18 protein-coding genes are annotated in these 19,453 nt (G+C 70.4%); 4 read left to right on the plus strand and 14 right to left on the minus strand.

What is annotated here, in order from left to right:
* Nucleotides 1–1,449 (minus strand): DUF222 domain-containing protein, encoded by a 1,449-nt coding sequence (locus tag ACR9E9_RS12895; protein WP_435199068.1) that lies wholly within the window; start codon nt 1,447–1,449, stop codon nt 1–3.
* A 96-nt stretch (nt 1,450–1,545) separates the two neighbouring features.
* Here ACR9E9_RS12895 and ACR9E9_RS12900 point away from each other — a divergent pair, with 96 nt between their 5' ends.
* The gene (locus ACR9E9_RS12900; RefSeq protein WP_435199070.1) at nt 1,546–2,166 is read left to right on the plus strand and encodes a class I SAM-dependent methyltransferase; all 621 of its coding nucleotides are present in this window, start codon (nt 1,546–1,548) and stop codon (nt 2,164–2,166) included.
* On the opposite strand, the gene ACR9E9_RS12905 is transcribed toward ACR9E9_RS12900, so the two are convergent.
* The 12 genes from ACR9E9_RS12905 to ACR9E9_RS12960 all read right to left on the minus strand — a co-directional run bounded on the left by ACR9E9_RS12905 (nt 2,144) and on the right by ACR9E9_RS12960 (nt 13,823).
* Nucleotides 2,144–3,034: a hypothetical protein gene (locus tag ACR9E9_RS12905; RefSeq protein WP_435199072.1), complete on the minus strand. Its 891-nt coding sequence runs from the start codon at nt 3,032–3,034 to the stop codon at nt 2,144–2,146. The two genes, ACR9E9_RS12900 and ACR9E9_RS12905, sit on opposite strands and share 23 nt — an antisense overlap.
* Nucleotides 3,035–3,097: 63 nt before the next feature.
* Nucleotides 3,098–3,967, minus strand: coding sequence for a diaminopimelate epimerase (dapF, locus tag ACR9E9_RS12910; RefSeq protein WP_435199074.1), 870 nt, complete (start codon nt 3,965–3,967; stop codon nt 3,098–3,100).
* The gene (gene miaA, locus ACR9E9_RS12915) at nt 3,964–4,905 is read right to left on the minus strand and encodes a tRNA (adenosine(37)-N6)-dimethylallyltransferase MiaA (RefSeq protein ID WP_435199076.1); all 942 of its coding nucleotides are present in this window, start codon (nt 4,903–4,905) and stop codon (nt 3,964–3,966) included. The genes dapF and miaA overlap by 4 nt, the downstream gene beginning before the upstream one ends.
* The gene (gene def, locus ACR9E9_RS12920; protein ID WP_435199078.1) at nt 4,902–5,495 is read right to left on the minus strand and encodes a peptide deformylase; all 594 of its coding nucleotides are present in this window, start codon (nt 5,493–5,495) and stop codon (nt 4,902–4,904) included. The genes miaA and def overlap by 4 nt, the downstream gene beginning before the upstream one ends.
* Before the next feature lie 86 nt (nt 5,496–5,581).
* Complete coding sequence (locus ACR9E9_RS12925) at nt 5,582–6,130, minus strand: YceI family protein (protein ID WP_435199080.1); 549 nt, start codon at nt 6,128–6,130, stop codon at nt 5,582–5,584.
* A gap of 76 nt (nt 6,131–6,206) precedes the next feature.
* On the minus strand, nt 6,207–7,739 hold the full coding sequence (gene miaB / locus ACR9E9_RS12930) for a tRNA (N6-isopentenyl adenosine(37)-C2)-methylthiotransferase MiaB (protein ID WP_435199082.1): 1,533 nt from the start codon (nt 7,737–7,739) through the stop codon (nt 6,207–6,209).
* Nucleotides 7,740–7,793: 54 nt separating this feature from the next.
* The gene (locus tag ACR9E9_RS12935) at nt 7,794–8,642 is read right to left on the minus strand and encodes a transglutaminase family protein (RefSeq protein WP_435199084.1); all 849 of its coding nucleotides are present in this window, start codon (nt 8,640–8,642) and stop codon (nt 7,794–7,796) included.
* Nucleotides 8,639–9,559, minus strand: coding sequence for an alpha-E domain-containing protein (locus ACR9E9_RS12940; RefSeq protein ID WP_435199086.1), 921 nt, complete (start codon nt 9,557–9,559; stop codon nt 8,639–8,641). Before ACR9E9_RS12940 ends, ACR9E9_RS12935 begins: the two co-directional genes overlap by 4 nt.
* Nucleotides 9,559–11,049, minus strand: coding sequence for a circularly permuted type 2 ATP-grasp protein (locus ACR9E9_RS12945; protein ID WP_435203653.1), 1,491 nt, complete (start codon nt 11,047–11,049; stop codon nt 9,559–9,561). The genes ACR9E9_RS12940 and ACR9E9_RS12945 overlap by 1 nt, the downstream gene beginning before the upstream one ends.
* Nucleotides 11,050–11,169: 120 nt before the next feature.
* Complete coding sequence (locus ACR9E9_RS12950; RefSeq protein ID WP_435199088.1) at nt 11,170–11,784, minus strand: regulatory protein RecX; 615 nt, start codon at nt 11,782–11,784, stop codon at nt 11,170–11,172.
* 5 nt (nt 11,785–11,789) lie between these two features.
* Complete coding sequence (recA, locus tag ACR9E9_RS12955) at nt 11,790–12,863, minus strand: recombinase RecA (protein WP_435199090.1); 1,074 nt, start codon at nt 12,861–12,863, stop codon at nt 11,790–11,792.
* Nucleotides 12,864–13,055: 192 nt separating this feature from the next.
* Nucleotides 13,056–13,823, minus strand: a complete 768-nt coding sequence (locus ACR9E9_RS12960; protein ID WP_435199091.1) for a GntR family transcriptional regulator — start codon at nt 13,821–13,823, stop codon at nt 13,056–13,058.
* A gap of 61 nt (nt 13,824–13,884) precedes the next feature.
* Between ACR9E9_RS12960 and ACR9E9_RS12965 the strand changes: the two genes are divergently transcribed.
* A complete protein-coding gene (locus tag ACR9E9_RS12965; RefSeq protein WP_435199093.1) occupies nt 13,885–16,404 on the plus strand; it encodes a GcvT family protein in 2,520 nt (839 codons plus the stop codon).
* A 31-nt stretch (nt 16,405–16,435) separates the two neighbouring features.
* On the opposite strand, the gene ACR9E9_RS12970 is transcribed toward ACR9E9_RS12965, so the two are convergent.
* Nucleotides 16,436–17,209 (minus strand): IclR family transcriptional regulator, encoded by a 774-nt coding sequence (locus tag ACR9E9_RS12970; RefSeq protein ID WP_435199095.1) that lies wholly within the window; start codon nt 17,207–17,209, stop codon nt 16,436–16,438.
* A 122-nt stretch (nt 17,210–17,331) separates the two neighbouring features.
* On the opposite strand from ACR9E9_RS12970, the gene ACR9E9_RS12975 reads away from it, so the two are divergent.
* A complete protein-coding gene (locus ACR9E9_RS12975; protein ID WP_435199097.1) occupies nt 17,332–18,546 on the plus strand; it encodes a glycine cleavage T C-terminal barrel domain-containing protein in 1,215 nt (404 codons plus the stop codon).
* Nucleotides 18,547–18,555: 9 nt separating this feature from the next.
* Nucleotides 18,556–19,437 (plus strand): methylenetetrahydrofolate reductase, encoded by an 882-nt coding sequence (locus ACR9E9_RS12980; protein WP_435199099.1) that lies wholly within the window; start codon nt 18,556–18,558, stop codon nt 19,435–19,437.
* Nucleotides 19,438–19,453 lie beyond the last annotated feature (16 nt).

Consider the following 19,453-nt stretch of genomic DNA (forward strand, 5'->3'; position numbering starts at 1 on the left):
TCAGGCAGCCTCGAGGAGTCGCTCGAGCGCAGCCTCGAGCACCGAGTCGGGTCGATGGTGCCGTTCAGGTCGTCGGCGACGGCCGTGACCGAGCAGAGGTGCTGCGACACACCGGTACTCGCCCCGCGTGGGTGTCCGCCAGAGGACCTCGTGGGCTCCTCCTCCGGGATCCAGCCCGGTCGCGACCACCTCGGCGGACCAGCCGGGCTCCTCCTTGACGAGGTTGTGGCGTTGGCAGGTGCCCATGGCATTGGCGGCGCCTGTGGCTCCTCCGCGGGCGAAGGGAGCGACATGATCGACCTGCCGGGTCGGCGCATCGCACCAGGGCACCCGGCACGTGGCATCGCGCAACTCGACGAAGCGACGCAGCACCCCGGTGAAGAGCCGGCGACGCGACTCCATCGCGACGAGGTCGCGTCCATCGGGCGAGGCCCACAGCCGACGCAGCCACACCCGCTCGTCCGCGTCGAGGAGGGAGAGCAGATGCTCGCGGGCCGACTGCGCGGGGACGGAGCCCCAGCCGGGGACCTCAGCGTGGCCGTCATCGTCGGCACTGCAGGACTTCTCGGCATCCGGCAGGATCGCCGACTCGCTCATGACCAGGGCGACCTCGACCCGCTGGAGTTGCCCCTCCGATCGGCCGGACAACCGCTCCAGCGCAGTATCGGCCATCCACGCACCGCGCCCCCGCTCGTCGCCGGCGCGGGCGGCGTCCACCTCGGGCTCACCGGTCGCGACGTGCCGTGCCCTCTCTCCAGCGGTCAGGGCCGCGTACGCACCGACGACGTCGACGAGCGGACCCACGACGCTGAGGAAGGCCATGCCGTCGGGTGCCGGTCGCACGCTGACCCGGCGCGCGCCTGCGGCGCGGCGACGGCGCTCCACGAGCGCCTCCTGATCGAGATCGACACAGGCGCGGTGGGCCGCCGCAGCGAGAGCGCGGTCCCCGAGCATCGTCAGGTCCGGCGCCAGCCTACGGTCGACCTCGGCGCGGTCCGCCGGGGACAGGCAGGTCGTCTCCCGCACGATGATCGTCGCCCGCCACTCGCTGATCCTGCCGGCCGTCAGCGCCGACATCGTCTGCGGCAGGTCGTGGACGAGAGTCGTGGCCGCGCCCACGTGCCGGTCCGCCTGACCGGGTGAGGACCGACGGGCCAGAGCGACCTCCGCCCGGGTCGCGCTGCGCCGGCACGAGGCCTCTCGTCGGGAGATGTCACCGCGCTCGCGGGCTGCACGGGCATCGGCGTCACGCTGCTCGACGAAGCGTGCCGTGGCATGTGCCTGCAGGGCCGCTGCGGCGCCCTTCGTCGCCTCGAGCAAGGTGACGACATCGAGGCACTCAGCCTCCGTCAGACCGTCCACCGACGCCGAACCCAGCGCGGCCAGCGCCTCGGACAGCTGTCGGGGCAGGAAGGAGTTGCTGGATGTCCCGATCGTCGGCTCGGTCATGGCCCCTCCCTTCACCACTTCCATTATCGAACACCTGTTCGAATTCTGTCAAGGGTCCGGACGCCACGGCGGTGACCGGGCCATAGTGTTGGCACCGTGACCGAGCCGACCAGCCACTACTTCACCGACGCCCCCGCCGCCCCCTCCGGGGAGCGGCGTCAGGTGCACACCGAGCTCGCCGGGCGCGAGGTCACCGTGGAGACGGCCGGCGGCATCTTCTCGCCCGGGCGCCTCGACAGGGCCACGGCGATCCTTCTCGATGCGGTTCCCGAGCCCCCTTCTGCCGGAGACCTGCTCGACATCGGCTGCGGCTGGGGGCCGGTCGCCCTCACCCTGGCCATGCGCTCCCCCGGGGCCACGGTCTGGGCCGTCGACGTCACCGAGCGCGCGCTCGACCTCACCCGCCGCAATGCCGCGTCCCTGGGCTTGGACAACGTCCGCGCGGTCCGGCCGGAGGAGGTCCCGGCGGCCCTCCCCTTCGCCGCGATCTGGTCCAACCCACCGATCCGCATCGGCAAGCCCGCGGCCCAGGACCTGCTGCGCACGTGGCTCCCCCGCCTCGCGACCGGAGCCGATGCCCACCTCGTCATCGGGAAGAACCTCGGGGCGGACACCTTCCACCGGTGGATGACGACCGAGCTCGACCTGCCCACCGAGCGCGTGTCCACGAGCAAGGGCTTCCGGGTCCTGCGCGTCAGCCGTCCCACGGTGGATTGATGGTGTCCCCCTCGTAGGTGAGGTCGGCGTCCTCGTCGACCTCGAAGGCCTCGAAGGTCTCGTCGGCGATGACCGCCTCCACGAGCGAGCGTGAGCCGGCGACGATCGTGCTGTCCCAGTCGATCTCGCTCGCGACCACCCAGGAGTGGTCGGCCGGCCAGATCAGTTGCGGACTGATGTCGCCGCCCCCCGGCAGGACCCCGATCCCGGCACGCTCGGGCCACGTCGGGTCAGCGAGCTCGGGCAGTGACGTCGCGAAGAGGACGAGATCGCGTGCCGGCCACTCCAGGAAGGGTCCGGCTTTGGCCATCCGCTCCACCTCCGGCGACAGCGCGACCCGCCGCTCGGCCTCTGCCTCTCGCTGGGCCCGCCGCTGGGCCCACCAGCCCTGCAGCCCCGAGCCCTCCTCGCGGTAGTACGCCCAGCCGTGGTGGCCGAGCTCACCCCAGCCGTTCCAGATCGCCGCGACCACGTCCTCCGGGGTGCTCGTGGCGTCGGCGAGGTGCCCGGTCAGGGTCGCCAGCAGCCCGAGGTCGAAGAACCCCTCGGTGGTCTGGTGCACGCGCCACCCGTCCTCGAAGGACGTCCCGTCATCGACGTCCCGGGTCACCCGGTTCCACTGCACGAGCGGATGCATCGTGCGGCCCACTCTCCGCGCGACCGCCGACCACGGCCACTGCGACTCCTGCAGCACCGGGTGCATCCCCCACTCGTCCGTGACGGACAGGTCCTCGAGGGTCGCGGGGACGGGGTGCAGGATGCGGGCATATGCCTCGAACCCCGTCCCGGCCGCCCCACCGACCCTGGCCCACCCACCGGCCCGGTCACGCAGCCACGCCCCGCGCTCGACATCGGTGATCAGCTCCATGCGGGGAGCGTAGACGTGGACCGACATCGTCGGCCGGTCGAGGGCGGACCGGGGCGAAGGGAGTCAGACGAGCGTCGTGGTGCCATCGGCCACGAGCGCCGCCGGTCCGGCGAGCTCGACCGCACGGCCGGGCAGGAGCCGCACCTCGAGGGTGCCACCGGGTACCTCGACGGTCGTCGTGGCCGGCGAGTCCACGTCCCCGGACCAGAAGTTCATCCCGATCGCGGCCGCGCAGACACCGGTGCCGCAGGCGCGGGTCTCCCCGACGCCGCGCTCGTGGACGCGCATCGAGATGTGGCCGGGACCGAGGACCCGGACGAACTCGACATTGCTGCCCTCCGGCGGCTCGGGGTTGACCACCGGCGGCCGGAGCAGGCGCAGGTTGTTCAGCGAGACGTTCTCCGGGAGCGCGACGACGGTGTGCGGGTTGCCGAGGTCGAGCGAGAGCGCCGAGTACGGCTCGGTGATCTCCTCGGCCTCCTCGACGTGGACGAGGGCATCGAAGCCCTGGCTCTGGGCCCTCTCCTCGTCGACGAAGCGCCAGGTGCCCATGTGGGTGACGATCTGGTCCCCCTCGAAGCGGATGCCCCGCAGCCCGGCCCGGGTGGCGAGGCTGAACTCGTCGCCGACGAGGCCCTCGCGCCGTAGCCAGCTCGCGATGACGCGGGTGCCGTTGCCGCACATCTGCGCCAGTGAGCCGTCGGCATTGCGGTAGTCCATGAACCACTGCGCGTCGCCGGCGAGGGCACGCACCGACTCCTCCTGGGCCGCCGCGGTGGGGACGATCCGGATCACGCCGTCGCCACCGATGCCCGCCTGGCGGTTGGCGAGGAGCGCCACCTGCTCGGCGGTGAGGTCGAGCGTGGCGTCGAGGTCGGGCAGGAGGACGAAGTCGTTCTCCGTGCCGTGGCCCTTGGTGAAGCGCAGGTTCATGGGGTCCATTCTGACGGATCCTGCGTCGGACGCCGAGCCAGATCCGTGGCCGCCTCCACGAGTCCACCGGCGGTGGCCTCGAGCCACTCGACGCGGTGGTCCGGCCGGAGCCAGGACTCCTGCCGCCTCGCGTAGCGACGGGTCGCCTGCGCGGTCTGCGCGATGGCCTCCTCGCGGCCGATCCGCCCGTCGAGCTCGGCAAGGGCCTGGGCATACCCGATGGCCCGGGATGCCGTGCGGCCCCGACGCAGGCCGAGGGCGTCGAGCGCTGCCACCTCGTCGAGCAGCCCGTCCGCCCACATGCGGCGGGCCCGTCGCTCGATCCGGACGTCGAGCGCGGCCCGGTCGTCGTGCAGTCCGATGACGACCGAAGGGCGCCGGTAGCGCTTGGTCGGCGCCGTCGCCGAGAAGGGCCGGCCGGTGATCTCCACGACCTCGAGGGCCCGGACGATCCGACGGATGTTGTTCGCCTCGATCGCCTCCGCGGCGACGGGGTCGGCGGAGCGCAGCCGGGCACGCAGGGCCGCCACGCCCCCTTCGCCCGTTGCCTCGGCCTCGAGCCGGGCCCGGACCGCCGGATCGGTCGGCGGGATCTCGAGGTGGTCGAGCGCCGCACGGACGTACAGGCCGGACCCACCGGCCAGGACGGGGATCCGGCCCCGCGCACGGATGTCGACGATCGCGGCCTCAGCACGCGCCTGGAAGTCCGCGAGCGTCGCCTCGTCGGTGACCTCGAGGACGTCGAGGAGGTGGTGGGCGACCCCCCGCCGCTGGGCCACCGGCACCTTGTTGGTCCCGATGTCCATGCCCCGGTAGAGCTGCATGGCATCGGCGTTGACGACCTCTCCCCCGAGGGCCTCGGCGAGGTCGAGCGCGAGGTCGGACTTGCCGGTGGCCGTCGCGCCGACGACCGCCACGACCTCGGGAGCGGTGCTCACTCCTCGTCGTCGGGCTCGTCGTGGCCGAAGGGGTCGGGGCCCTCGCCGGGCACCCACGTCAGCCCGGCCACGCCCCAGCCCTCCGCCCGCACGGCCTTCTTCGCCTTCTTCTTCCACCGTTCGTTCAACCGGTCGAGGTAGAGGAAGCCGTTGAGGTGGTCGTACTCGTGCTGCATGCAGCGCGCGAACCACCCGGTCGCCGTGAAGGCGACCTCGTGGCCGTCCCGGTCGTAGCCGGTGACCTCGGCGCGCTCCCCCCGACGCAGGGGGAAGGAGTAACCGGGCACGGAGAGGCAGCCCTCGGACTCGTGGTCCCGGTCCGGCTCCCCGACCGCCGGCTTGATCGCCTTGACGAAGGGATTGATCACGTGACCGAGCGACGGAACACCGTCGTCATTGGCCATGCTCCAGCTGAAGATCCGCAGGCCCACCCCGATCTGGGGGGCCGCGAGGCCGACGCCGTGGGCGGCCTCCTGGGTGGCGTACATGTCGTCGATGAGGGTCCGCAGCGACTCGTCGTACTCGGTGACCGGCTCCGCTCGGGTGTGCAGGACCGGCTCACCGCAGATGGTGATCGGGTGGATGGTCATGGGCGGCATCTTCTCACCTGTGTCTCGGCGCAGCGGACGAGCCCCGAGGCCGCAGTGGCCTCGGGGCTCGTCGACGGTGCTCGTCCTCAGGCCTGCTTGATCGCGGAGATCTCGAGGTTGAGGGTGATCTTCTTCGAGACGAGGACGCCACCGGTCTCGAGCGCGGCGTTCCAGCTGAGGTTCCAGTCCTCACGCTCGACGGTCGTGGTGGCCGTGAATCCGGCCCGGACGTTGCCGAAGGGGTCCTGGGCGGTCCCGTCGTACTCGGCCTTGAGGGTGACCGGCTTGGTGATGCCCATGACCGTCAGGTCGCCGGTGAGGTCGAATCCGTCGCCGGTGACATCGGCGAGGCCGGTGGAGACGAAGGTGATCTCCGGGTGGTTGTCGACGTCGAAGAAGTCGGCCGACTTCAGGTGGCCGTCCCGGTCGGCACTGCCGGTGTCGACGGACGCGGTCTTCATCGTGGCGGTGGCGCTGGAGGCGGCGGCGTCGTCGGCGACGGTGATGGTGCCCTCGAGGTCGCGGAAGTACCCACGGACCTTGGTGACCATCGCGTGCCGAGCGACGAAACCGACCTCGGTGTGGCTCGGGTCGATGACGTAGGTGCCGGCGGCGAGGGTGCTGAAGTCAGTCATGCAGTGCTCCTTGGGTGGTTGAGCTCTCGTGGTGCGGTGTGAGAACCACTCTAGGCATACATGGTTGAAACGTCAATTAACTCCCGCACCCGGCGTCCTCGACGGGATCCGGCGCCCCGATGCGGGGCATCCCGAGCGAGACGCTCGGCTTCGCGACGGCGCCCTCGGTGCCGTCCTCCTGCAGGGCGGCCCAGGCATCCCCGCCCTTCGTCCGGCGCACCGCGAAGGTCCCACCCTCGAGCGCCGAGTCGGCGACGAGGTGGTGTGGGGCGCCGTAGGTGACGCCCACGGTCACCACGTCGCCGGGGCGCGGGCGCTCCGCCTCGGGCAGGTGCTGCGGCAGGGAGAAGTGGACGAGACGGTTGTCCCGGGCGCGACCGCTCAGGCGCGCCGTCTTCAAGTCCTTGCGCCCCTCCCCCGTGGCGACGAGGACCTCGAGCTCGCGGCCCTCCTGGGCCCGGTTGCCGGACCAGGAGATCTCCTCCTGCAGCGCGATGAGTCGCTCGTAGCGTTCCTGGACGACCTCCTTCGGCACCTGGTCGTCCATCGTCGCCGCGGGCGTGCCGGGTCGGATCGAGTACTGGAAGGTGAAGGCGGAGGAGAAGCGCGACTCCTGCACCACCCGCAGGGTCTGCGCGAAGTCCTCCTCGGTCTCCCCCGGGAAGCCGACGATGATGTCGGTCGTGATCGCGGCGTCGGGGATGCGCTCGCGCACCCGCTCGATGATCCCGAGGAAGCGCTCCGAACGGTAGCTGCGCCGCATGGCCTTCAACACCCGGTCGGATCCGGACTGCAGGGGCATGTGCAGGCTGGGCATGACGTTGGGCGTCTCGGCCATGGCATCGATGACGTCGTCGGTGAAGGCGGCCGGGTGGGGGCTGGTGAAGCGCACCCGCTCCAGACCCTCGATCTCACCGCAGGCACGCAACAGCTTGCCGAAGGCGAGCCGGTCGCCGAACTCGACACCGTAGGAGTTGACGTTCTGCCCGAGCAGGGTGACCTCGATGACGCCCTGGGCGACGAGCGCCTCGACCTCGGCGAGGATCTCGCCCGGGCGGCGGTCCTTCTCCTTGCCGCGCAACGCCGGGACGATGCAGAAGGTGCAGGTGTTGTTGCACCCGACGGAGATCGACGTCCACCCGGAGTAGGCCGAGTCCCGACGGGTCGGCAAGGTCGAGGGGAAGGTCTCCAGGGACTCGAGGATCTCGACCTGCGCCTCCTCGTTGTGCCGGGCGCGGTCGAGCAGCGCCGGCAGGGAGCCGATGTTGTGCGTCCCGAAGACGACGTCGACCCAGGGTGCCTTCTCGACGATCGTCGCCCGGTCCTTCTGCGCCATGCACCCACCGACGGCGATCTGCAGGTCGGGGTTGCGCTGCTTGAGCGGGCGCAGCATGCCGAGATTGCCGTAGAGCTTGTTGTCGGCGTTCTCCCGCACCGCGCAGGTGTTGAAGACGACGACGTCGGCGACCTCGCCCCGGTCCTGCGGAGGCAGGCTGGCGAGGTCGACGTAGCCGGCGGTCTCGAGGAGGCCGGAGAGTCGTTCGGAGTCGTGGACGTTCATCTGGCACCCGTGGGTGCGCACGTCGTAGGTCTTGGGCGTGACAGTCATGGCCCGACAAGGGTACGACGGACGAAGGGGGTGACTCACCCCCTTCGCCCGAGGTCACCCGAGACGGGTGTAGGTGATCTCGAGATCGAGGTCGACGATGCCGGGGCCGACGAACATCCCGCGGAAGGGGGCGACGTCGTCGTAGTCACGGCCGCGGCCGATGACCACGTGATCGAGGCCGACCTCACCGGGGGTGGTCGGGTCCAGGGGACGCCACGCGCCGTCCCACAGCTCGATCCACGCGTGGTTGCGGCCCGGCCCGCTCTGGCCCCGCTCGAGCTCGCCGGCCTCCGCGGTGACGTAGCCACTGACGTACCGGGCCGGGATACCGAGCGTCCGCAGGCCGCCGAGCGTCACGTGAGCAACGTCCTGGCACACCCCGCGACGGTGGGTCCACACCTCGGCGGCCGTGGACTGCCAGCCGGTGATGCCCGGCTCATAGGTCAGGGCTGCCTGGATGCGGCTCGACAGAGCCTGCGCAGCCGCACGCGGAGTCGGCTCGGCGCCGGCCTGCGCGGCGAGCTCGGCGACCTCTGCCGGGGGTACGGTCCGAGGGGTCTGGGCGACGAACTCACTGAGGCGGTCCTGCGTCTCGTGGTCGCGGACGGCGTCCCATCCCCCGGTCTCGACGTCGATGGGCGACTCCGAGCGCTCCACCATGCTCGTCGCCTCGATCTCGAGGACCTCGTGCGGGGTCTGGGCCTCCATCGCCATGACCTGGCTGCCCCAGTGGTCCTCGTAGACGTGACTCCACGTGAGGGGGCGCACGCGCACCCGCGCCTCGAGCGTCGCCTGTCCCGGTTCGCTGACCGGGATCATCCGCAGCTCGTTGTGCGAGGTCGAGACCTCACCGTCGTAGCGCATCGTCGTGCGGTGCACGATCCGGTGCCGCCTGCTGCTCATACGACCTCTCCCGTCCACTCCTGGGCCGGCGCCGACATGAAGTAGCGGGCGCTGATCGCGTCCGCAGCGGCCATGACGGCCTCCTGCACCTCCTGCATCCGCTCGGGCAGGTCCTCGAGCACCCGATCCGGGTTGCTGAACTCCAGTGACGTGCGCACCTGCCCGAGGATGCGGCGGGCCTCGTCGGAGAAGCCGACGCGGTCCTTGTCCGGGGACAGGACGATGAGCCGGTCCTCGGCCTCCTTGAGAGCGGCGATGACCGAGCGCGGGAAACGACGGTCGAGCGTGAGGAAGGCGGCGGCGTTGCGGTCGGTGACGACACCACGCATCGTGCGCAGCATCGCCTGCTGCGCACCGCAGCTCGCGAGGACCGAGCCCCATCCGGGACCGAAGTCGCTCGCGCCGGTGGCCACCATCCGGGCGGTCATGTCGGCGCGCTCGAGGGCACGACCGAGGATGAGGAAGTCCCAGGCGTCGTCGTGGCTCATCGTCGTGTCGGCGATGCCGTCCACGAGCGCAGCGCGCTCGCGCACCCAGCCGAGGTGGTGCTGCGTCGCCCGTCCCGGCGTGAAGACATTCCACCGGTGGTAGGTCGTGTTGAGGGTCTCCCACATCTCGGTGGAGACCGTCTCGCGGGCCCTGCGCGCGTTCTCCCGGGCGGCGCGCCAGGACCCGGAGATCGCATTGGGGTTGGCGGTGTCGAAGACGAGCATGCGACTGGTGCCCTGGTAGTCGACCTCGCCGACGTCCTCGTAGCCCATGATGCCGCGCAGCACCATGGTGCAGGCGGTCTGCTCGTCGGTGGCCGGGTCCTCGAGGAGCTGCAGCCGCAGCACGTCGACGATCCGAGCCGTGCCGTCGGCCCGCTCGACGTAGCGGCCGATCCAGAAGAGGGCATCGGCGATCCGGCTGAGCATCAGCGGTCCTCCTCGCTCGAGCGTGGCTCATTGGGAGCCCCGGAGCCGAGGAAGATGACCTCTCCCTCGTCGGTGTCCTGCGGTACCCGGTTGTACCGACCCGCGAGCACCCAGGTGTCCTTGGAACCACCGCCCTGGCTGGAGTTGACGACGAGCTGGCCCTTCGGGAGCGCCACCCGGGTCAGCCCACCGGGGAGCACCGAGACCTCGTCGCCGTCGTTGACGGCGAAGGGCCGCAGGTCCACGTGGCGCGGCTGCAGCGTGCCGTCGATGAGGGTCGGGACGGTGGAGAGCTGGACGACCGGCTGGGCGATCCACCCGCGGGGGTCCTCGAGCAGCTTCGCGCGCAGCTCGTCGAGCTCGGTCGGCGAGGCGCTCGGGCCGATGACCAGGCCCTTGCCGCCGGAGCCGTCGACCGGCTTGACGACCATCTCGTCGAGGCGCCCGAGGACCTCCCGCAGCGCCTCGGGCTCGTTGAGCCGGTAGGTGTCGACATTGGGCAGGATCGGGTCCTCGTCAAGGTAGTACCGCGTCAGCTCCGGGACGTAGGAGTAGACGAGCTTGTCGTCGGCGACGCCGTTGCCGATGGCATTGGCGAGGGTGACGCGTCCGGCGCGCACGGCGGAGACCAGCCCGGTGACACCGAGCATCGAGTCACGACGGAAGTGCACGGGGTCGAGGAAGTCGTCGTCGATGCGCCGGTAGATGACGTCGACGCGCTCCTCGCCGTGGGTGGTGCGCATCCGCACCTCACCGCCGCGCACGACGAGGTCCCGGCCCTCGACGAGCTCGACGCCCATCATCCGGGCGAGCAGCGAGTGCTCGAAGTACGCGCTGTTGTAGACCCCCGGGGTGAGGACGACGACGGTCGGCTCGGCCCGGCCCTCCGGCGCCGACGCCCGCAGCGCCTGGAGGAGCATCCGGGGGTAGTCGTGCACCGGGCGGATGCGCATCGTCGCGAAGGGCTCGGGAAAGACATTGGTCATCGCCCGCCGGTTGGCGATGACGTAGGAGACCCCGGACGGGACCCGGACGTTGTCCTCGAGGACACGGAAGGTCCCCTCCTCGTCCCGGATGAGGTCGATGCCGCTGACGTGGGAACGCACGCCGTTCGGCGGCCGCAGGCCGGCGACGGCGCGGTGGTAGTGGGCCGACGTGGCGATGAGCTTCCACGGGATGATGCCGTCGTCGACCGCGCGAGGCAGTCCGTGCGGGCGCGAGTAGATGTCGTCGAGGAAGGCCTCCAGGACCTTGACCCGCTGGGCCACACCCTGCTCGACGGTCTGCCAGGCATCGGCGTCGATGACGCGCGGCACGGCGTCGAGCGGGAAGGGCCGCTCCTCGCCCGCGTGGTCGAAGGTGACCCCCTGGTCGAAGAACATCCGGGCGAGGGCGTCGGCGCGCTCCTTGAGCGCCTCCGGCTCCATGTCGCGCAGGGTGTGGTGGATCGGCTTGTACGGCGGTCGGGGCTCACCCGACTCGTCGAGCATCTCGTCCCACGCCGCACTGGGTGAATAGGTCCCGAAGAGAGTGTCCAGTGCGTCAGTCACGAGGCCACACTAACCGCGAGACGGTCCGCGCAGGCGCGAGAAGGGCACCCGGGGGCAGGGTCAGTCGCGCGCGTGCTCGGGCTGGGCGTCGAGTGCCTCGGTGATCACGAGACGCGAGACCTCGCTCCCATAGCCCTTGCGGGCGAGCATGCCGGCCAGACGGCGGGTCTGGACCGAGCGGTCCAGACCGTGCATCGAGCGCAGCTTCTTCGCCACGAGCTCGTGCGCCCGGGCTCGCTCGTCCTCGGGCTCGACCTCCTCGAGGACCGCTTGGGCGATCTCCTCGTCGACCCCCTTGTGCCGCAGCTCGTGCGAGAGGGCACGCCGGGCCAGACCACGACCGGCCTGCTTGGACCGGACGAAGGAACGGGCATAGGCCTCGTCGTCGACCAGCCCGACCTCGGTGTAGCGGTCAAGGACCGAGGTCGCCACGTCGTCCGGGCAGCCCTTGCGGTGCAGGGCCTTCTCCAGCTCGGAGCGGGACTTCGGTGCTCCCGCCAGCAGGCGGAGGACGACCGCCCTCGCGACGGCATAGGCGTCCGCATCAGCGTCCTTCGCTGTCGGGTCCGGGGGCGGCTGGTCACGCGGCGCGGGTTCGTGCTCCTCGATGGCGCAGACCGCCACACGCAGCTCATCGAGCGTGCGTGCGGCGGCCTGGGTCGACTCGTCGCTCATGTCGATCAGAAGTCGACCGGGACCTCGGCCGGCTCGTCGACCGTCTCCTCGACGGGTGCGACACCGATGCCGAGCTTGGTCTTGATCTTCGACTCGATCTCGTCCGAGAGCTGCGGGTTGTCCTTGAGGAACTTGCGGGCGTTCTCCTTGCCCTGTCCGAGCTGGTCGCCCTCGTAGGTGTACCAGGCGCCCGCCTTGCGGACGAAGCCGTGATCGACACCCATGTCGATGAGCCCACCCTCGCGGGAGATGCCCAGGCCGTAGAGGATGTCGAACTCGGCCTGCTTGAACGGCGGGGAAACCTTGTTCTTCACGACCTTGACCCGGGTGCGGTTGCCCACCGGGTCGGTGCCGTCCTTGAGGGTCTCGATGCGGCGGACGTCGAGACGGACCGAGGCGTAGAACTTCAACGCTTTGCCACCCGTGGTCGTCTCGGGCGAGCCGAACATCACGCCGATCTTCTCGCGCAGCTGGTTGATGAAGAGCGCCGTCGTACCCGAGTTGTTGAGCGCGCCGGCGATCTTGCGCAGCGCCTGGCTCATCAGGCGGGCCTGGAGGCCGACGTGGCTGTCCCCCATCTCACCCTCGATCTCGGCGCGGGGCACGAGCGCCGCGACGGAGTCGATGACGATGATGTCGAGTGCGCCGGAGCGGATGAGCATGTCGGCGATCTCGAGCGCCTGCTCGCCGGTGTCCGGCTGGCTCACGAGCAGGGCATCGGTGTCGACGCCGAGCTTCTTCGCGTAGTCCGGGTCGAGGGCGTGCTCGGCGTCGATGAAGGCGGCGATGCCTCCGGACCGCTGGGCACTGGCGACGGCGTGCAGGGCGACGGTCGTCTTGCCGGAGGACTCCGGGCCGTAGATCTCGACGACGCGGCCGCGGGGCAGCCCGCCGATGCCGAGGGCGACGTCGAGGGCGATCGAGCCGGTCGGGATGACGGCGATGGGCGGGCGGATGTCATCGCCGAGACGCATCACCGCGCCCTTGCCGTGCTGCTTCTCGATCTGGCCCATGACGTTGTCGAGGGACTTCAGCTTCTGCTGCTGGAGCTTGCTGTCGAGCGTGGTGACGTCAGCCATGCCACACCTTCCTGGTTCATCGTGTCGGGCGCGTCCACCGGCGACCAGATCTGCACAGTCGGACGTCTCGTGCTGTCTGGTCAGACGCTAGGAGCCACCACCGACAACGGTCCGCAGCTGCCGTGGGGCTGTGGACACGAGTGTCGTCGGCTGAGCACCTGTGGACGACATTACCCGAACACGTGTTCGAGGTCATGGCGCGGCGCGCCGACACGCCGGGACGTCCACCCGGCCAGGGGCCACCGGGGTCGCCAGCACTGCGCGGATGGCCTGCCAGAACCCCACCACGTGCGCTCGCGCGGCCGCTTCGGCACCCACGGCATCACCGTCGGCCACGGCCCGGAGCAGTGCGCTGTGCTCGGCGACCGCCGCGTCCAGGCGAGGCACCCGGTCCAGTCCCAGGAACCACAGCCGCAGGCTCAGCGTGAGGTACTCATCGGCCGTGGACTGCAGGTAGCCGTTGTGCGCGGCGCGGTGAACGCAGTGGTGGACCCGCTGGTCCAGGCGGATCAGGTCGCGCGGGTCCTGGCCGTGGTCCCGGCCGTGGACCTGCGCGACCAGATCGGCGGCCGACCGGCGATCGTGGGCGTCCGCGCGGCGAGCGGCCTGACGCGCCGCCAATCCCTCGAGGTCCACGCGCACCTCGGAGACCTCCTCCAGGTCGCTCGCGTGCACCGGAGCCACGACCATGCCGCGTCGGGCATAGATGAGGACCAGCCCCTCGTCCCCCAACCGCCGCAGCGCCTCCCGCACCGGGGTCCGACCCAGCCCGAGCCGCTCCATCAGCTCGCGCTCCACCACGACCCCACCCGGTGGCAGCTCCAGCGTGACGATCAGGTCCCGGATGAGGTAGTAGGCGATCGCGGACCGGGAGCCGACGGGTGTGCCCTCGGGCACGAGCACGGTCAGGTCCGCCAGCGGCGCACCGAGGCCCGCGCCGGTCGAACGCGCGGTGGCCATGGTCAACCCTCCTGCTGCTGATATATCATGAGTTTATCAGTGCCTCGTTCGGGAGGTCGCCATGGCACGGGTACCTGATCGTGCAGACATCGTCGTCATCGGCGCGGGGATCGTCGGCAGCTCGGTGGTCCGGCACCTGGCCGGCCACGGATGGCGGGACATCGTCCTGGTGGAGAAGGGTCCGCTGCCCGATCCTGGAGGGTCGACGGGACACGCCTCCAACTTCGTCTTCCCGGTGGACCACTCCCGGCAGATCACCCAGCTCACCGTGGACTCGATGCAGCAGTACGAGGACCTCGGGGCGCTGATCACGTGCGGGGGCATCGAGGTGGCCCGCACCCGGGAGCGGATCCAGGAGTTCCAGCGGCGGATGTCCTCGGCCACGGCCTGGGGCGTGGAGGCGCAGCTCATCGGACCGCGGGAGATCGCTGACCTGGTCCCCTACTGCGACACCGATCAGTTGCTCGCGGGCTTCCACACACCCTCCGGCGCCATCGTCGATCCGATCCTCGCCAGTGAGCGGATGCGCTCACTGGCCGCCCAGATGGGCGCACTGACCGTGTGTCCGCAGACGCAGGTGACCGGTATCGATGTCGCGAACGGGCACGTGCACCGGGTTCGCACCGATGGTGGGGACATCGAGACCGAGACCGTCGTGGTGGCGTGTGGGGTCTGGAGCTCGCAGGTGGCCGCCCTGTGCGGGGCGAGCGTCCCTCTCAGCCCGGCGGTGCACCAGATGATCGACGTCGGCCCCATCCCGCAGCTGCAGGCCAGCGGGGGGTGGATCGACTTTCCACTCGTCCGCGACATCGACCACCTCATGTACGAGCGCCAGCGGGGGGCGAACCTGGAAATCGGCTCCTACGCGCACCGCCCGATCCTGCACCGGGCGGAGGAGATCCCGCCGGTCGGCTCCGGCGACCAGCCCTCCCCCACGAGCTTTCCGTTCACGGCCGAGGACTTCGAGGTACAGCTTCGTCAGGCCCGAGAGCTCTTCCCGTCGCTGCTCGCCGACCCCGACCCGCCCGTGACGTCGGCCATCAACGGACTGCTGTCCCTGACCCCGGACGGCGGGCCGCTCATCGGACAGACCCCAGAGGTCGCGGGCCTGTGGTCGGCGGCTGCGGTCTGGATCAAGGAGGGTGCCGGCGTGGGTCGGATGCTCGCCGAGTGGATCACCGACGGCGTCAGCGAGATCGACCCGCACACCCTGGACATCGCGCGGTTCCACCCCCACGCCCGCAGCTCCACCCACGTCCGCGCCCGGTGCGCAGAGGGCTTCCCGAAGATCTACGGAATCGTGCACCCCCGGGAGCAGTGGCTCAGCGCGCGGCCGATGCGCACCAGCCCGTTCCATCCGCAGGAGCAGGCACTGGGAGCGCAGTTCGTCGAGGTCGGCGGCTGGGAACGTCCCCAGTGGTACGAGTCGAATGACTCCCTGCTGCACGAGCACGGCGACCGCACACCCGTCCGTGAAGCCGAGTGGGACGCCCGATGGTGGTCACCCATCATCGAGGCCGAGCACCTGGCCATGCGCGAGTCGGCGGCGATGATCGACCTGAGCGCGTTCGCGGTCTTCGAGGTGACCGGTCCCGGCGCACTCGACTACCTGCAGCACCTGGCGATGGCCACGGTGGACCGACCGGTGGGACGCGTCGTCTACACCCCTCTGCTCACCCCCGCCGGCGGATTCCAGTCCGACCTGACCATCGTGCGCCGAGGGCTGGCGGACTTCCGAGTGATCACCGGGGGCGCAGACGGAGCCCGGGACCTGGCGTGGTTGCGCGCCCACCTCCCCGAGGACGGCTCGGTGCACCTGAGCGATGTCACGTCCGGGGTGTGCACCGTGGGGTTGTGGGGCCCGCGGGCCAGGGACGTCCTCGCTCCCCTGACCGAGGACGATCTCAGCGACGAGGCCTTCCCGTTCGGGACGGCGCGTGATGTCGTCCTCGACGGTGTCCCCACCTCCATGCTGCGCATCTCCTACGTGGGTGAGCTGGGGTGGGAGATCCACGCTCCGACGGAGCACGGCCTGCGGTTGTGGACGGCCCTCGCCGAGGCGGGTCGGCCCCACGGGGTGATCCCTGCCGGGATCGGGGTCTACGGAACGACCGGACGACTGGAGAAGGCTCACCGTCTGATGGGGGCGGAGCTCAGCGCTGAGTACAACCCGGTGGAGGCGGGCCTGGCCCTCCCGAAGGTCAAGAGCGCGGACTTCATCGGCAAGGCGGCCTACCTGGCCGCACGGCAGCAGGACCCGGCCGCCACCTTGTGCACCCTCACGGTCGACGACCCACACGACCGCGAGGGCGTCGCGCGCTTCATGAGCGGCCATGAGCCGATCCTGTCCATGGCCGGTGAGCCGCTCGTGGACAATCGGGGCCGTCGCTCCTACGTGACCTCGGCGGGACCGGCGCCCTCGCTGGGTCAGTACCTGCTGCTCGCCTACCTGCCGCCGGCCTACGCGGTGCAGGGGCAGACGCTGCAGGTGGAGTACCTGGGTTCGAGGTTCCCAGTCTCGGTGTGCACGACCGGCCGCACCGCCCCCTTCGACCCGACGATGACACGGGTGAGGGGATGACCGAAGGGGAACCACCTGCCCGGCCGCTCCGTCAGGCGGTGGTCTCCCGGCGATGCCCCATCTTCGCCGAGACCTCCTCGGCCGCTGCCCGCACCGTCGTCGCCACCTGCGGCAGGCGCTCGGGGCTGAGCCGGTAGGTGGGGCCCGCGGCGCTCAGGGCAGCGATGACCGCCCCGTCATGCCCCCGGATGGGGGCGGCCACGGCGTTGAGGCCCTCCTCGTACTCCTCGATCGATTGGGCCCACCCGTGCCTGCGGACCACGGCCAGCTCGGGACGCAGATCCTCGGCGGAGCAGTGGGTGGCGCTGGTGAATCGCTGCAGCGGCGGCCGGAGCAACCGTCCACGCTGGTGGCTCTCCAGGTACGCCAGCAGCACCTTCCCGCTGGCGGTGGCATGCAGCACCGTGTGCTGCCCGACCCAGTTGCGCATGCTCACCGAACTGGCCCCGCCCGCCTGGCACACGTTGATCGCGACGTCGCCACTGAGGATGGCGACATTGGCGGTCTCACCGACCTCGGCCGCCAGACTGTCGCACACGGGCTGCGCCTCGGTGCTCAGATCGAGTTGCGAGGCGGTCGCCCCCGCCAGGCGGAGCAGACCCGCGGCCAACCGCACGCTGCCGCTGCCGGCGTTGCGCTCGAGCAGCTCGCGCGCCGCCAGGGTGTCGATCAACCGGAAGGCGGTCGAGCTGTGCACCTGCAGCTCGTCGGCCACCTGCCCGACCGTCAGCTCGCCGTCCCGCGCGAGCATCTCGAGGATGCGCACCGCGCGGTCGACCGATTGCACACGGTGATTCTCGACCATGCATCCAGCCTAGGCGCCGAGAGAACGTTGCGTCATACGCAACCTATTGCGTATGACGCACGAGAGTGGGACGCTGGAGACATGCATCACGGCTCCACGTGATCCAGTTCTAGGAGGCAGAGATGCCTGAGGTCACCCGCCCGAATATCCTGCTCTACCCGAGGATCCGGAAGTCGCCGTTCTTCTACGCGTCCCGGCAGCACGGGGTCGAGATGTACAGCGTGTACAACCACACGTACCATCCACGCCACTACGGCGACCCCGTGGCCGAGTACTGGGCCCTGCTGGAGGGTGTGACGCTGTGGGACGTCGGCGTCGAACGGCAGATCGAGATCACCGGCCCTGACGCGTTCGAGTTCACGAACATGATGGTCACGCGCGACCTCTCGAAGTGCCGGGTCGGCCAGTGCAAGTACGTCTTCCTCACCGGTGAGCACGGTGGCATCCTCAACGACCCCGTCCTGTTGCGCCTCGGTGAGAACCACTTCTGGCTCTCCCTGGCCGACTCCGACATCCTCTTGTGGGCCTGGGGCCTGGCCCACCACTCCGGGCTCGACGTGCACATCCAGGAGGCCGATGTGGGCCCGATGCAGGTGCAGGGCCCGTTGTCGGCCACGGTCATGAGCGACGTCTTCGGGCCCGAGGTCCTCGACATCGACTACTACTTCATGCGCGAGTTCGAGATCGAGGGGATCCGCGTCGTCGTCTCCCGCACCGGTTACAGCGGTGAGGTGGGCTACGAGGTCTACGTCCGCAACGCCAGCAGGGATGCGATCCGCATGTGGGATCTCATCTGGCGGGCCGGAGAGCCCCACGGGATGAGGGTGATCGGGCCCTGCCACATCCGCAGGATCGAGGCCGGAATCCTCGCCCTCGGCGCGGACATCACCTTCGACACCAATCCCTTCGAGGTCGGGATGGGCTACGAGTGGATGGTCGATCTGGATCAGGAGTCCGACTTCATCGGCAGGGCGGCACTCGAGCGCATCAAGGCGGAGGGCCCGCAGCGACAGCTCGCCGGGGTCGAGATCGGCGGCGAACGGCTGGGCTCCTTCAACGACGGCTCGATGATCGACGTCATGCCCGTCCACCACCGCGGCGAGCGCGTGGGGCAGGTCACCTCGGCCTGCTACTCACCCCGGCTGGAGAAGAACATCGGCTATGCGATGGTGCCGGTCGACCTCACCGAGCTCGGCACCCGGCTGGTGGTGGACACCGGAGCGGGCCGCAACGACGCCGTCGTCGTGGCCAAGCCCTTCATCGACCCGAAGAAGCACCAGCCCAGGACGGACGTCAGCTCCCTCGTCGGCTCCGGCCCCCGAGACGCTCGGAACTGAGGGATCGTCGTGCTCGGCCGGCCGACCACCCGCTCCGGGCCGGACCCCGGACCGGTCGCTCTCCCGGGCCCGCCACGGTTCGAGGTCCTGCCCCTGCCGGGGATCACCGATGCGGTCCGTGAGTTCCTGCCGCCACGGGCGACCGTGACCGTGACGGCCTCCCCGCGTCGGGGGCAGGAGGCGACCGTCAGCACCGCCGTCGCCCTGGCGCTGCAGGGGAGGCAGGTCGTGCCGCACCTGTCCGCGCGACTGATCCGGGACGAGGCTGCCCTGAAGGCCACGCTGGACTCGCTGGCCGGCAGCGGGGTCACGGAGGCGTTCGTCATCGGGGGTGACGCCGTCGACCCCGTCGGCGAGTACACCAGCGCCGTGGACCTCCTGCCGGCCATCACGCGGATGGGTCACGGACTGCGCATCGGGATCGCCGGCTACCCGGAACCGCATCCGCTCATCGACGACGACGTGGTGATCCGGGCGATGCAGGACAAGTGCCCGCACGCCTCCTACGTCGTCAGCCAGATGTGCTTCGATGCGTCGACCCTGCTCACCTGGGTTCGGCGGATGCGCCAGCGCGGGGTGGATCTCCCGGTCCTGGTCGGTGTCCCGGGCCCGACCTCCGTCAACACCCTGCTGCGGGTCGGCGCCAGGGTCGGCGTGGGCGAGTCCACGCGGGTGCTGCGCAAGCACCGCGGTCTCCTGCGGCGCCTGGCCTCTCCCCTCCCCTGGCAACCGACCCAGTTCCTGCAGGACCTCTCGCCGGGGTTCGCCGACCCCGACTACGGCCTCCAGGGGGTGCACGTCTACACCTTCAACGCCGTCGGCGCCGCGGGGCGTTGGTGGCAAGAGATGTCGCACGGCCACCAGGAGGCCGCCCACAGCCTGGATCAATGACCACGCCGAGGGAGGC

This window comes from Janibacter sp. GS2 (assembly GCF_051200835.1).
Classification (GTDB): domain Bacteria; phylum Actinomycetota; class Actinomycetes; order Actinomycetales; family Dermatophilaceae; genus Janibacter.